The sequence below is a fragment of the Endozoicomonas sp. PH6C genome, from assembly GCF_059322965.1.
The window spans coordinates 7,150,157-7,164,825 of sequence record NZ_CP185342.1; the positions used below are offsets into that span (position 1 = coordinate 7,150,157).

The 14,669-nt window shown below is 49.1% G+C and carries 11 protein-coding genes and 1 other annotated feature; of the genes, 10 read left to right on the top strand and 1 reads right to left on the bottom strand.

Annotation, left to right across the window (positions count from 1 at the left end):
• The first annotated feature begins 328 nt into the window (after window positions 1-328).
• From rpoZ to ACOMG9_RS25630, 3 genes are all read left to right on the top strand, one after another.
• On the top strand, window positions 329-580 hold the full coding sequence (gene rpoZ, locus ACOMG9_RS25620) for a DNA-directed RNA polymerase subunit omega (RefSeq protein ID WP_252177852.1): 252 nt from the start codon (window positions 329-331) through the stop codon (window positions 578-580).
• 63 nt (window positions 581-643) lie between these two features.
• Window positions 644-2,773: a bifunctional GTP diphosphokinase/guanosine-3',5'-bis pyrophosphate 3'-pyrophosphohydrolase gene (spoT, locus tag ACOMG9_RS25625; RefSeq protein WP_448218591.1), complete on the top strand. Its 2,130-nt coding sequence runs from the start codon at window positions 644-646 to the stop codon at window positions 2,771-2,773.
• Window positions 2,774-2,867: 94 nt separating this feature from the next.
• A complete protein-coding gene (locus ACOMG9_RS25630) occupies window positions 2,868-3,254 on the top strand; it encodes a RidA family protein (RefSeq protein WP_317144337.1) in 387 nt (128 codons plus the stop codon).
• Window positions 3,255-3,501: 247 nt separating this feature from the next.
• On the opposite strand, the gene ACOMG9_RS25635 is transcribed toward ACOMG9_RS25630, so the two are convergent.
• Complete coding sequence (locus tag ACOMG9_RS25635) at window positions 3,502-4,365, bottom strand: SDR family oxidoreductase (protein ID WP_448215241.1); 864 nt, start codon at window positions 4,363-4,365, stop codon at window positions 3,502-3,504.
• 209 nt (window positions 4,366-4,574) lie between these two features.
• On the opposite strand from ACOMG9_RS25635, the gene ACOMG9_RS25640 reads away from it, so the two are divergent.
• The 7 genes from ACOMG9_RS25640 (at window position 4,575) to ACOMG9_RS25670 (ending at window position 13,564) form a co-directional block, all read left to right on the top strand.
• Window positions 4,575-5,489, top strand: a complete 915-nt coding sequence (locus tag ACOMG9_RS25640; protein WP_448215242.1) for a hydrogen peroxide-inducible genes activator — start codon at window positions 4,575-4,577, stop codon at window positions 5,487-5,489.
• Between the two features lie 31 nt (window positions 5,490-5,520).
• A complete protein-coding gene (gene recG / locus ACOMG9_RS25645; RefSeq protein ID WP_448215243.1) occupies window positions 5,521-7,605 on the top strand; it encodes an ATP-dependent DNA helicase RecG in 2,085 nt (694 codons plus the stop codon).
• 163 nt (window positions 7,606-7,768) lie between these two features.
• Complete coding sequence (locus ACOMG9_RS25650) at window positions 7,769-8,902, top strand: hypothetical protein (protein ID WP_494529607.1); 1,134 nt, start codon at window positions 7,769-7,771, stop codon at window positions 8,900-8,902.
• A 572-nt stretch (window positions 8,903-9,474) separates the two neighbouring features.
• Window positions 9,475-10,293 (top strand): HPr family phosphocarrier protein, encoded by an 819-nt coding sequence (locus tag ACOMG9_RS25655; protein ID WP_448215245.1) that lies wholly within the window; start codon window positions 9,475-9,477, stop codon window positions 10,291-10,293.
• 322 nt (window positions 10,294-10,615) lie between these two features.
• A complete protein-coding gene (locus tag ACOMG9_RS25660; protein ID WP_422136280.1) occupies window positions 10,616-11,101 on the top strand; it encodes a glutathione peroxidase in 486 nt (161 codons plus the stop codon).
• Window positions 11,102-11,206: 105 nt separating this feature from the next.
• A complete protein-coding gene (locus tag ACOMG9_RS25665) occupies window positions 11,207-11,665 on the top strand; it encodes an RDD family protein (protein WP_422136281.1) in 459 nt (152 codons plus the stop codon).
• A gap of 372 nt (window positions 11,666-12,037) precedes the next feature.
• A complete protein-coding gene (locus ACOMG9_RS25670; protein ID WP_422473277.1) occupies window positions 12,038-13,564 on the top strand; it encodes a SulP family inorganic anion transporter in 1,527 nt (508 codons plus the stop codon).
• A 633-nt stretch (window positions 13,565-14,197) separates the two neighbouring features.
• Window positions 14,198-14,669: a sequence feature (16S ribosomal RNA rRNA prediction is too short), on the top strand.

A 14,669-nucleotide genomic window follows, 5' to 3' on the forward strand; every position in this document is an offset into this window, starting at 1 on the left:
AGTCTCGTGGCTGTCCAGTAAAAAGAGCGGATGTGTCATTATAAGGATGTGCTTCGGAAAGACCTATTGATCTGACGCAATCAAATCAGTTGCCGATAAATAACCAATGACTGATGAACTGACCTTCCGTAGTATGGCTGCTGACCCGTCACGGGCTTGTTTGGACTCTGGTCGTAAAGTAAACTGTAAGGTCGGAAAACAGGCTGTTTCAGCCATGGAACAAAAGTGCTCTTTCCAGGGAGTCTGACCGAAAAGAGGCAGAACATTAACCCCGGTCGGGCGAATAGGAAAGGGCATTTCCACAGTGATCAAATTTGAGAGGTGAGCAGTGGCTCGAGTAACCGTAGAAGACTGTCTGGACAATGTTGATAATCGCTTTGAGCTGGTTATGGTCGCTTCCAAGCGTGCCCGTCAGCTGGCGATTGGTGGTAAGGACCCCAAATTGGAGTGGGAAAACGACAAGCCCACCGTTATGGCGCTACGCGAAATTGCAGAAGGTCTGGTAACCCCTTTGTCTGTTGAAGAAAAAGTGGTAGACGAAGACGAAGCAGCCATGTTTCTGGCTGGCGTTGAGGGTTAATACCTCCAGATCTCTCCCGGAGATGTTCTGGATGGCTGGATGGCTGCACAGGAGGAGCGGGCTTTGCTGACTATTGAAGAGTTTGCCGGCCGCTTGAAGTCCTACCTGAATCCCGAACAGGTGAATCTTGTTCGTAGGGCTTACTATTACGCTGAACAGGCTCACGACGGTCAGACCCGGCGTAGTGGTGAGCCTTATATTACCCACCCCCTCGAAGTAGCTGCGATTCTTGCAGACATGCACATGGACCATCATAGTCTGATGGCCGCCATGCTGCATGATGTTATCGAAGATACCGGAATTGAAAAATCTGCCATTCACGAACAGTTCGGTGAAGTGGTAGCCGATCTGGTTGACGGAGTCAGCAAACTGACGCACATGCAGTTTGAAAACAAGACTCTGGCCCAGGCCGAAAACTTCCAGAAAATGGCTCTGGCCATGGCACGGGACATCCGGGTCATTCTGGTCAAGCTGTCAGACCGACTTCACAATATGCGTACTCTGGGTGTTCTCAGACCCGACAAGCGTCGTCGGATTGCCAGAGAAACCCTCGACATTTACGTGCCGATTGCCAACCGGTTGGGTATGCACAATCTGCGGATTGAACTTGAAGATCTCGGCTTTCAGGCCATGTATCCCATGAGATCCCGAATGATACGTCAGGCAGTAAAAGAGGCTCGGGGTAATCGCAAGGATCTTGTCGGTCAGGTTCAGAGAGCCATTGCTGCCCGCCTTGAAGAAGTCGGCCTGATGGGCCGGGTGGTAGGACGGGAAAAGCACCTTTACAGTATCTATCGAAAGATGCGTAACCAGAGCAAGTCCTTTGCCGAAATCATGGACATGTTCGCATTCCGTATCATAGTTGAGAGTGCCGACTCCTGTTACCGTGCGTTAGGCATGGTTCATAATCTATACAAGCCTATTCCGGGGCGTTTCAAAGACTACATTGCTATCCCCAAGGCCAACGGCTATCAGTCACTTCATACCAGTCTTTTTGGTATGCATGGCGTTCCCATCGAGATCCAGATCCGTACCCAGGAAATGGAGGATATGGCCAATAATGGCATTGCTGCTCATTGGCTCTATAAATCCGGAGATGAAGCGCTGTCCGGCAGTCATGCCCGTACACGTCAGTGGCTTAAAGGTGTTCTGGAACTGCAAAAGAATGCCGGTGATTCACTGGAGTTTATTGAGAACGTTAAGATCGACCTGTTCCCGGACGAAGTTTACGTCTTTACACCCAAGGGGCATATTCTTGAATTACCCAAGGGTGCCACTCCTGTTGATTTTGCCTACACCGTGCATACTGATGTGGGTAACACTTGTGTAGCCTGTCGCATTGACCGTCGTCTGGCTTCCCTGAGTCAACCATTGCAGAGTGGGCAGACGGTAGAAGTGGTCACAGCGCCCGGTGCAAGACCTAATGTCGCCTGGTTGAATTTTGTTGTGACCGGAAAAGCCCGATCCAATATACGTCACTTCCTCAAGAATCAGCGGCGCAATGAATCCATTGCCCTTGGTCGTCGACTGTTGAACAAGGCTCTGGTCAGCTTCGAGAGTCATCTTGATGATATGGACGACCAGGTTCTGAAAGGTCAGATTGAAGCGCTGAAATTCGATACTGTGGATGACCTTCTGGAAGATATAGGCTTAGGCAACCGCATGGCATACGTCGTTGCACGTATGCTGATGGAGCCTGGCAGTGTGGAAGCAGAAAAAAACCAGATCGATACTTCTGACTCAGAGAAACCACTGTCGATCCGGGGCACGGAAGGCATGGTGATCAGCTTTGCCAGGTGCTGCTACCCGATTCCGGGTGACCCGGTTGTCGGGCACGTCAGCTCAGGCCGTGGCATCGTGATTCATACCGAAAGCTGTAAAAACATTGCTGATATTCGTCATAGCCCTGAAAAAGTACTGGAGGTGGATTGGGACAAAGATGTTTCCGGCGAATTCACAGTCGAGTTGTTGGTAGAGCTGGAGCACCACCGAGGCATGATTGCTTCTTTGGCAACCAGTGTCACTGCAGTGGAGGGCAACATCGAAAAAATCAGCATGGAAGAGCGTGATGCCAGCTTCTGCATGGTTCAGCTGGTGATCAAGGTAAGGGATCGTCTCCATCTGGCCCGAATCATTAAACGCCTTCGTGTGATCAAGGGCGTTCACTCCATTAACCGTCGCAGAGAAGCCTAGGAGCCTCGTTTATGGGCGAAAACTTCAGAGGGACTTGAAAAATACGTGTTGTCCCTTACTATTTGGCTCTTTTCTGTTTAGAAGCGAGCGCATAATGAGTAACAGACAGACCATAAACACTGAGAATGCGCCTCAGGCCATTGGGACCTATTCTCAGGCGGTTAAGGCGGGAACGACCGTTTATGTTTCCGGCCAGATTCCTCTGATTCCGGAGACCATGGAACTGGAGCAGGGAGACTTCAAGGCGCAGACCCGACGTTGCTTTGAAAATCTGAAAGCCATTGCCGAAGCTGCTGGTGGGGAACTTCAGGATGCGGCAAAAGTGGGCATTTTCCTTACCGACCTCAGCAATTTTAATGCGGTCAATGAGGTTATGGCCGAGTATTTCACTCAGCCCTACCCTGCCCGTGCTGCTATTGGCGTCAAAGAGTTACCCAAAGGTGTTCCGGTCGAGATTGATGCCATTCTGGAGTTGAGGTGATTTTTTAATAGCTATCCGGGGGGATTATACTCAGGGAATCTCTCCATCGAGTATTGAGGTATTTTTTTCTGTGCAGGCTTTTTTCGCTCGCAGTTAAAAATATCTCAGCCACAGGCGGAAGGATGTTTGTCAGATAAACCCATTTTCCTGGCTGCATGGTTGTTATATTTCTTCTTGTTCCAAGTCTGTCCTTTGAGCGCAGCGCTCTATCCGATAAGCGATTTTTTTCATATTCCTTTAACAAGAATTACTCAGAAGACATTGAGCTTAAAAGCTCTGAGTAGCCAGCTTTATAGTTTGGGAACCTGAAAGTGTAACCTGCATCAACAATTCTTTGATTGCTGCAACGTTTGCTGCCTCTCTGGGGCTGGGGAGCAGGATGGTTGTCATCCAGCGCTATATCGAGTTGATCCGCCAGCCAGTGCAGTACTTCGTATAATGGTGCGGGTTCGTGGTCAACGCCCAGGTACAGGGAGTCAACGAGAAGTTTCTGTTCATCACTTTGAATCAGGTGAGCCAGAATACCGGCGCAGTCATCACGGTGTATACGGTTGCCGTAGATGACAGGCTCTGCTTTGCAACCTTCACCGGCTCTTACCCGGTTGATCATGCGATGTCTTCCGGGACCATAAATACCGCCAAAGCGAACGGCTGTTGCAGGAAATGGACTGTTGATCAAAATGGCTTCTGCTTCCAGCATGATCTTCCCGGAATAACGACCAGGATTCGTGGGTGAGGTTTCATCCACCCACTGACCATCATTCTGGTGGTAACAGCTGGTACTGGAGGTAAAGAGCACTCGTTCTGGCCGATGGCCGTCTGCCTGAAGGCGGGAAAGAACGTTGGAAAGACCTCTTAAATAGGCTTTATGATAATTGTCTTGACCGGGTCCATCGGCAGCGGCCGCATAGACGACATAGTCAATTTTGTTGGGCCATTCGCCCAGCTGCTCCGGATTCGAGAGGTCGCCCTTTACAGGATGAATGCCCCCGGGTAAACGGTCGATGCTCCGGCGTAATCCCCAGACGAAGTAATTACCTGTGTCCAGAAGCTGCTGTGCCAACTCGCAACCGACATCACCACAACCGGCGATCAATACATTTTTATTCATAGCGGCCCCGTCATTTTTTAAAAAAAGGACACCCGTGAGTGTCCTTTATCTTCAGGGAAATGCAAGTAACCTTACTTAAATTGGACGTTTCTCTCTGTGGCTCTGGTAATACACCCTCTGCTTTTGACAGAAAGCCAAAGGAATAGTTTGAAAAAAAAACTGTTTAAATTTACAGTGTTCTGGTATTTTCCTGGCAGGCGCCTATCATTATGACTCTCACAGAATTGCGCTATATTGTGACTCTTGCTCAGGAGCAGCACTTTGGGCGTGCTGCTGCCAAATGCCATGTCAGCCAGCCTACGCTCAGTGTGGGGGTGAAAAAGCTGGAAGATGAACTCGGGCTGGCACTTTTCGAACGATCGCGAAATTCGGTACGGGTGACCCCGATGGGGGAAAAGGTGATCAGTCAGGCCCGGAAAGTTCTGGAAGAAGTGTCGGGCATCAAACAGATTGCCAAAGCCGGGCGCGATCAGTTGAGCACTCCCCTGAGGGTGGGGGCTATATACACCATCGGGCCTTATCTGTTTCCACACCTTGTGCCTCAGTTGGCACAGGTGGCGCCTAAAATGCCTCTGTATATAGAAGAAAATTTTACTGCGGTGTTGCGAAAAAAACTGAGGATGGGCGAGTTGGACGCCATTATCATCGCCTTGCCGTTTACCGAGCCTGATGTATTGACCCTGCCTTTGTATGACGATCCTTTCAGGGTTTTATTGCCAGCCGGGCATCCCTGGCTGTCGAAGCAGGATATAGATCCCGCAGAGCTGGTGAACGAAGAGTTACTGCTCCTGGGTGAAGGCCACTGTTTCCGGGATCAGGTTATGGAGGCCTGTCCGCTACTGGCTCAGAAAAACGATGCCGGTGATGATGGAAGCGGCATCGAGGCCTCTTCTCTGGAAACCATCCGCCATATGGTGGCTTCCGGAATGGGCATTAGTGTGCTGCCTGAATCGGCCCTGGTCGGTAGCCACTATGCGCCCGATGTATTGTCGTCAAAGCCTTTTCGCTCGCCATCACCCAGTCGGACAGTTGCTTTGGCCTGGCGTGCCAGTTTTCCGAGACCCAAGGCAATAGATGCATTGTCCAGTGCTCTCAGGCTATGCTCTGTAACGGAAGCGAAATGAATAAAAAGTAATAGCAGTTTATTGAGGTGATATGGTGAAGCCCCTGCATGAGATTCCTGTGACAGCGCTGAAAGGTGTTGGGGCTGCACTTGCCGACAAGCTGGCAAAAATCCATATTCACAACCTGCAGGATCTGCTTTTTCACCTGCCCCTGAGGTACGAGGATCGTACCCGCATTACACCTATTGCCGCTATTCATCCGGAAGGGGATTATGTCATTCAGGGCTCTGTTGTAGCGTCTGATGTTTTGATGGGGAAGCGCCAGAGTCTGCTTTGCCGCATCAGTGATGGCACCGGTTCTGTGGGATTGCGGTTCTATCATTTCTCCAGCGCACAGAAGAATAGCCTCAAACCCGGTACTGAGGTTCGTTGTTTTGGTCAGCCCCGAAGAGGAGCCAGCGGTCTTGAGATTTATCACCCTGAATACCGGGTCATCAAACCGGATAATGATCTGGATGTTGAGGAAACCCTGACGCCTGTCTATCCGGCAACTGAAGGGCTTAACCAGCAGAGAATTCGGAGCCTTTGTGTACAGGCGCTGGAAAAACTCGATCATCCTGATGCACTTCAGGAGTGGCTGCCTGAAAATGTCAGATGGCAGTACCAGCTTGGCGCGCTGGTGGATGCGGTGGAGTTCCTGCACTCGCCTCCCCCCGATGTTTCTGTTGAACTGCTTTCTGAAGGTTGCCATCCGGCGCAAATACGACTGGCTTTTGAAGAACTTCTGGCTCACAACCTGAGTATGCAGAAGCTGCGTAGCCTGATCCGAACAGTAAAAAGTTATGCAATGTCACCCAGGCAGACGCTAACCCGTGATTTTCGTGAGCAGCTGCCATTTTCCCTGACGGGAGCTCAGGAAAAAGTACTGGCGGAAATCAGTGAGGATATGATGAAGCCTGATCCCATGTTGAGACTGGTTCAGGGCGACGTGGGTTCGGGTAAAACAGTGGTGGCTGCCCTGGCGGCACTTCAGGCGGTCGAGAACGATTATCAGGCTGCTGTTATGGCTCCCACGGAAATACTCGCTGAGCAGCACGAAAAAAACTTTAAAGAGTGGCTGAAACCTCTGGGGGTTTCTGTCGCCTATTTGTCAGGAAAAACCAAAGGGAAGAAACGTCAGCAGGTTCTGGAAGAGATTGCCCGGGGCGATGCGGCTGTGGTTGTGGGCACTCATGCCCTCTTTCAGGAAGACGTGCAATTCAAGAAGCTGGGTCTGGCCATTATCGATGAGCAACATCGTTTTGGTGTGCATCAGAGAATGGCGCTGCGAAAAAAGGGTGAGTTAAAAGGTGGGCAACCTCATCAGCTGATTATGACCGCAACGCCTATTCCCCGAACGCTGGCTATGAGTGCCTACGCTGATCTGGATTGTTCCGTTATCGATGAATTACCTCCGGGCAGAACACCGGTTAATACGGTCGTGATTGGCGATGACCGCCGTGATCAGGTGATAGAGCGACTGCGCTCAGCCTGTTTGGAGGGGCGTCAGGCCTATTGGGTCTGCACCTTGATTGAAGAATCAGAAGTCTTGCAGTGCCAGGCAGCTGAGGTGACGGCTGAACAGTTACGTGAGGCATTGCCTGAGCTTTCTATAGGACTGGTTCATGGTCGAATGAAAGCGGCTGAAAAGCTTGAAGTGATGGATGCTTTCAAATCCGGACACATGCATCTGTTGGTGGCCACTACAGTTATCGAAGTAGGAGTAGATGTACCCAATGCCAGCCTGATGATTATTGAAAACCCGGAGCGTCTGGGTCTGGCTCAATTGCATCAGCTAAGAGGTCGTGTCGGACGGGGCAGCATAGCGAGCCACTGTCTTCTGATGTATCACGCCCCGCTTTCGCAGCAAAGTAGAGAGCGTTTGCAAGTCATGCGTGACTCGAGCGATGGTTTTGTCATTGCTGAAAAAGACCTGGAATTACGTGGACCGGGTGAAGTACTCGGTACCCGACAGACCGGGCTTGCCCAGTTCAAGGTAGCCGATCTTGAACGGGATGCCATTTTGCTGGATCAGGTCAGGGATGCAGCCCAGAGTGTCTTGAAAGAAGCACCACAAAACGCAGAGCCATTGATCCTGCGCTGGCTGGGTCATGCTGAGAAGTACGCCAATGTCTGAAGCCAAGTGAAATCGGTGCTTATCATTTATAAAAAAAATTATGGTTTCACATTCCTTTCTTTGAATTTCTCGTGTGACTAATTTGCATTCAGGCAGAGATCGACTAGTCTCAGCCAGTGGCATTGACCTCAAGAGTATGTAATTAACTGTGAGGATTCTAGTCATGAATCTGTTAAGAGTCTCCTGCCTGAGCTTGGCTCTGGCCTTTTCTGTTCCCGCCGCCCTGGCCTCTCCTTTAGCGGCTCCTCTTGATCACGAGATTCCTCCTGATGCCAAGGTTCCTCCTGACGCCAAGGTTCCTCCTGATGCCAAGGTTCCTCCTGATGCCAAGGTTCCTCCTGATGCCAAGGTTCCTCCTGATGCCAAGGTTCCTCCTGATGCCAAGGTTCCTCCTGATGCCAAGGCTCCTCCGGATTCGAAGGTTACGAAAGAGTCGAGATACCAGTTTTCTTGTGGGGAGTCGAAAGGTATTTGCGGCGAGGAGTATTGTTTAAGTGATACGCCGTCACCTTTTGCACTCAAAATTGTCACACCGTTTAAAAAGATGTCTAGCACTGACAGTCACGAGTATGACTACAATTTGGCCAGTATGCTGCTGCGAGGCGATCAAGATGGTGAACTTGAACGCTTTTGCGTCGATGAGTCGCTGTTGAATAACCCCGAGGCGGGCTTCGGCATTGATCAGCTGGATGGAGAAAGCTTTTGGGGTATTATCAAACTGGAGCAACTGGCAACAGGACAGCTTTTCTACGTGCCGCTCGAAACATGGGATTTGGTCCTAACCGATAAGAGTGATGATAAGGCAGCTGTGAAGGAAGTGCGGTACAAGCTGGAGATAACAAATGCTGGACCCTATCTCCAAGATTCTTATGTCGAAACTCAGTATGGTCTTGCTGTCATGAACTGGATGCTGCTGAGTCGGCAGTTTAGCCAATACACTCAGGATTCCTTATTCTTTCGAACTGAATTGGATCATACCCTCCCTTCACTGGACCCCTATTTTTTGTCGAATGGCCCTGCGCTCGAACTTAATTTGACCTCCGACAATCGTTATGGGGTGGGTGTTGTCTACAATGCCGAGATTGTTGGTTTACTTGCTTTGCCTAATGGGGATGTAGTGGAGGATCTGAGATTAGAATCAAAAGCGATCCGCTTTCCCAGGTACGGGTTTAATAACTTCAGGATGAACAAGCGTGATCCTAGAGGCGTCAGTTTCGTTCCCTCTCCTGGTTCTCAATTAAAGGGGCGCTCAGGTCACTTTAAGGTGGTAGATCTTACGTTGATGCCGAAAAGGTGAAACAGTTTGTATGAATCGGGCTTGTGACGATTTCTGATGAGTAGCATGGCTATAAATGGGGAGACTCCCGTTTTGTGAGCTGGATTCAAGATCTCGTTTCTGATGATCGTTACTTTGCCCCTGCCTACCCAACGGCTGATGGCAATTGGCTGATGATTGAAAATTCAGGGCAGCCTCAGTGCCGGGAGATATCATGATCAAATGGTTTTTTCCGGCGCTGGTTGTCTTTTTGGCATTACAGGACTTCTGCACCGGACAAAAAGATTGTCATTGTGAAAATTGTTGCTGAAAATACCGGCATTGCTTTGGGTCTATTATTATTCGCTGTCTGATCCACTTCATCTCAATCTTTCTCCTGTTTTTGATTTTTTCTGGGTTGCAGTGGTGATGCCATTTTACTGGATCGGGTCAGGGAAGCGCCGGAGTGTATTGAAAGAAGCACCACAAATGCAGAGTCATTGATCCTGCGCTGCTGGATAATGCTGAAAGATACGCTGATGTCTGAAGCCTGGTCGTCACTGGTGATGGAGTTCAGCTAATATTCCAGACTCTGCCGTAACGATCTGGCTCATATGTTAACACTGAACTTGTCCAATATTTTCCTGAATCAGTCTGCTGAAAATAAGCTGGAGGTAATAGAGCTAGTCGGCCAGAAAATGGTTGAGGCCGGATATACCACTGAAGCTTACACGGTTGGTTTAAAAATGCGTGAAGCCATTTCCTCCACGTTCCTTGGAAATGGTATTGCTGTCCCCCATGGTACGCCGAACACTCGTGATGCTGTCATCAAAACCGGCGTGGTCATTCTCCAGTTTCCTCGCGGCGTTGACTGGGGTGACGGTGAAAAGGTCTTCATGGCTGTTGGCATAGCAGCCTGCTCCAATGAACATCTGCAGATTTTGAGAGGGCTGACACGAATGCTCGGTAACGACGAGCTATGCAGCACTCTGGCAAAAACAGAAAAACCCCAGGACGTTATTGATGCTATTAATTCTCCGCCCAGAGTGCCTGAGCTGATTTCTGAAGAACGGGTTCGTAGACGTGTTGATTCTAACTCTCCATTTGCATTGAAAGCTATGGCGTCAAGAGGGAGTGTCTGGCCTGCACCGGAAAAGGAAGTGCTTAGCCGGGCGTTCACTATTTTTAATCCGAATGGAATGCATGCCCGTCCTGGTAAGGTCTTTGTATCCACTATCAAGCCTTTTGAGTGCCGGATAGACGTAAGAAACCCTGATAAAAGTGGCGCATTTATTAACGGCAAAAGCCTGATGAAACTATTGAGTCTCGGGATTACCAGAGGCACCACCATAGAAGTCAAAGCCTCTGGTCCGGATGCTCAGGAAGCCATGGATGCACTGGAGCAGGCGATCAACGAAGGGCTGGCAGAATAATCGTGACCGTGGGCGCCTTGTATTTTTCAAAAAAACAAAAATTAACTTGCAAAAGGGCAGGTTAGGTATAGAATGAGAATCATTCTCATTGACAAGAAGAAAGGAGTCGCCTATCGAAACTAGACTTTTTGACCTGATTAACTGGTAAACAGCTACCAGTGACTCGCATATCCTCATCGTTTTGGCGGCTCGTCCCAAGCCGCCTTTTTTTATTCCCGTTCCGTGACTCTATCTGATACTAAAGCCCTGCTAATTTTATTTTTTTCATCCAATTTGGAAAAAATGAGGTATAACCTTCCTAAACCAGATAAGGATAGACTTAATGGATGTTCTGAGATACGAAATGCCACTGTTAAACGGAGATATTCAGTCTCTGGCTGAATATAAAGGCAAGGTAGTGTTGATTGTTAATACTGCAAGTCAGTGTGGTTTTACTCCTCAGTTCAAAGGATTGGAAGAACTGCACAAGAAGTATCAAGGGCAGGGGCTGGTGGTGTTGGGTTTTCCCTGTAACCAGTTTGGCAAACAGGAGCCCGGTGACAGTAGTGAAATCGGTGCTTTTTGTGAAAAAAATTATGGCGTCACATTTCCTGTCTTTGAAAAAGTAGAAGTGAATGGCGACGGTGCTGCTAATCTCTACAAGGATCTGAAGCAAGTAGCGCCCGGTTTAATGGGGACTAAAAATATTAAGTGGAACTTCACCAAGTTTCTTTTGAATCGTCAGGGTGAAGTGGTTGCGCGATATGCACCCACAACCAAGCCTCAGGAACTGGAGTCATCCATTAAAGATCTGCTTTCACAGGGTTGAGATAGCATTCGGAAGGTTCCGCAGTCCTTCCGGCAGACTAAGAATTTGACTGGGTTTGCCGACTCTACCGCTAATGACAGATGACTGTAAACCAGGAGACTGATAATGTCTGAGCTCGATTTAAATCCTCAAAGATCAGACAACTTTGAATATGCTGGATTTCTCGACCGATTCTGGGCAACGTTGATCGATACACTGGTTCTGATCATCATTACTCTACCGCTTGCCATGATGATTGACGGTAACCAGATGACAATGAAAGATTCAAAGCAGCTCCTGGATCCGGTCGATATCATGATCAACTGGTTATTTCCGGCGATGGCGGTTGTCTTGTTCTGGCATTACAAGAGCGCTACACCGGGCAAAATGCTTATTACCATGAAAGTCGTTGATGAAAAGACCGGCCTTGCTCCAAGCCTGTCTCAGTCTATCATTCGCTACCTGGCTTACTTTATCTCAATTTTACCCCTGTTTTTGGGTTTTTTCTGGATCGTAGTGGATAAAAAAAGGCAAGGATGGCATGACAAAATTGCCGGCACTGTTGTCATAAAATTCAGGAAATAAACCATTGCATTCAGAAAGCCTGTAGCTGATGCTTCTGAGCGAGTTAAGAGAATGAACGACAGGATTCTGATTCTATCATTGACAACAATCGAACGGGTCAGGAACCGTCATTTTCAAGACTATCTGGTCGTTGTCTTCTGCCAGTCTCTTCTTTAGAATTCACGTAATGTTTCTCCCTGAAAATTAACTCTTTGCCTCTGTTTATCAAACAGAGCAGTGTTCCTTTTATTGGGCATAGAGCTATTTAAAACGGTTTTCTATCCGACAAACCCATTTCGGCTCGTATAATTAAAAACTAATCTTTCGCCACCCACCTGCCTGTTTGAATCGGAGGCAATGTTGTTCGATCTTAAAGCTAGTAAGGTAGCTACCATGAAAAATGACCTGTTGTCAGGTCTGACGGTAGCACTGGCATTGGTGCCCGAAGCGGTAGCTTTTGCATTTGTTGCGGGTGTTGAACCACTAGTGGGTCTCTACGCTGCGTTTATGGTAGGTCTTATCACAGCTGCAATCGGTGGTCGTCCGGGCATGATTTCTGGTGCTACTGGTGCACTGGCTGTGGTTATGGTCAGTCTGGTGGCCGACCACGGTGTTCAGTATCTCTTTGCAACCGTTGTACTGATGGGGATTATTCAGGTTCTGGCAGGGGCGTTGAAGCTGGGTAAATTTATTCGCATGGTGCCCCACCCGGTGATGCTGGGCTTTGTTAACGGCCTGGCGATCGTTATTTTCCTGGCTCAGCTGGGTCAATTTGGTGTAGAGGGTGCGACAGGCTGGTTGTCTGGAACCTTCATGGAAGGCAGTGTTATCGATATAGCCTGGATGCAGGGAAGTGAGCTCGGCATGATGCTGGGACTGGTGGCTTTGACCATGGCCATTATTCACTTTTTGCCTAAACTGACGACGGCGATTCCTTCTTCTCTGGCAGCCATTCTTGTGGTTTCGCTGCTGGTCATTGGCCTTGATCTTGATACCCGAACCGTAGGTGATGTAGCAGGCATTGCCGGTGGATTACCTGAATTCAGTATTCCCATGGTGCCATTGAGCATGGAGACTTTTCTGATTATTCTGCCCTACTCTCTGATCCTGGCGGCCATTGGTTTGATTGAATCTCTCTTAACCCTGCGTATGGTGGACGAGATTACTGAAACTCATGGCAGCTCGAACCGTGAATGCATGGGTCAGGGCGCAGCCAATATTGTGACCGGCTTTTTTGGCGGTATGGGCGGCTGTGCCATGATTGGCCAGAGTATGATCAATGTTAACTCCGGGGGGCGTGGACGCTTGTCGGGTATTTCTGCAGCGTTGTTCCTGCTGGCATTCATACTGGTGGCTTCCTCTCTGATTGAGCGAATCCCTGTTGCAGCCCTGATCGGTGTCATGTTCATTGTAGTGATTGGCACGTTTGAATGGAGTAGCTTTCGCATCATGCGCAAGGTGCCCGGCGGCGATGCCTTTGTTCTGGTGCTGGTATCGGTCGTGACGGTTCTGACCGATTTGGCTGTCGCAGTCATTATCGGTGTCATTGTTTCTGCCCTGATCTTCGCCTGGGAACACGCCAAGCACATTCGGATTGAGAAGAAAGAAGACCGTGAAGGCTCCAGTGTTTACAAAGTGCATGGACCTTTGTTCTTTGGCTCCACCACTCACTTTCTGGAACAGTTCTCACCAAAAGTCGACAACAATGATGTAGTGATCGATTTTGCCGATTCCCGAGTGTGCGATCACTCCGGACTGGAAGCCATTGATACCCTCGCAGAGCGTTATACCAAGGCAGGCAGAACTCTGCACCTGCTGCACCTGAGTCAGGATTGTCAGAAACTTCTGAAGAAAGCAGGCAACATGGTAGAAGTGAATGTCATTGAAGATCCAAAGTATTTTGTGGCCACCAATGCGTGATTGTTAAGCTGGTTTTTGATTCATCCTGAGAAAGTCGGCCCAGTTGCCGGTTTCTTACCTCTGGCAGAAGGGTAAAATAGCTGCGGCAAAAATAATCTTCTTAAGCATTAAGGGATAATACGTGAGTGCTTTGTCGCATGTTGAACCCCACATAAAATTCTGTATAGTTCGCCTCCTCGAACGGAGCAGGTCGCCACAGCAGCAGAACTGAATCGCCTGATAAAAAGTCAGGTTGACAACATCGGCTGACACGGTAGAATGCGCCGCCGCTGAGCAGGAAAAACAACACTGATTAATCATAAGTGTTTGTCAGTTTAGCGGGTTGGAAAGCCGCTTTGACTTCTTGGCAAAGACAAGGCTTGACAACAAAAACGGTCGCGGTAAGATAGCGGCCTCGCTGAACAGCGCTGACCGCTGAATCAGCCGGTTAAAACCTTCTTGTTTTAATCCAGTTCTTTAACAAATTATCAGACAATTCGTGTGGGCGCTTGTGCGAATAGCATCGGTCAACAGAGCTTTGCTCTGAAATGATTTAAATGCTGATCAAGCAAGCGAACATACCTGTAATTCATGTACGTTTAATTGCAAATGATTGAGCAGCGGACTGTTTTCGGACAGGAAGCAAAACGATTTAAACTGAAGAGTTTGATCATGGCTCAGATTGAACGCTGGCGGCAGGCCTAACACATGCAAGTCGAGCGGTAACAGAACTAGCTTGCTAGTTGCTGACGAGCGGCGGACGGGTGCGTAACACGTAGGAATCTGCCCGGTAGTGGGGGATAGCCCGGAGAAATCCGGATTAATACCGCATACGCCCTAAGGGGGAAAGCAGGGGACCCGTTTCTTTTATGAGGAGCGAACCTTGCGCTATCGGATGAGCCTGCGTCGGATTAGCTGGTTGGTGGGGTAAAGGCCTACCAAGGCGACGATCCGTAGCTGGTCTGAGAGGATGATCAGCCACACTGGGACTGAGACACGGCCCAGACTCCTACGGGAGGCAGCAGTGGGGAATATTGCACAATGGGCGCAAGCCTGATGCAGCCATGCCGCGTGTGTGAAGAAGGCCCTAGGGTTGTAAAGCACTTTCAGCGAGGAGGAAAGGTTC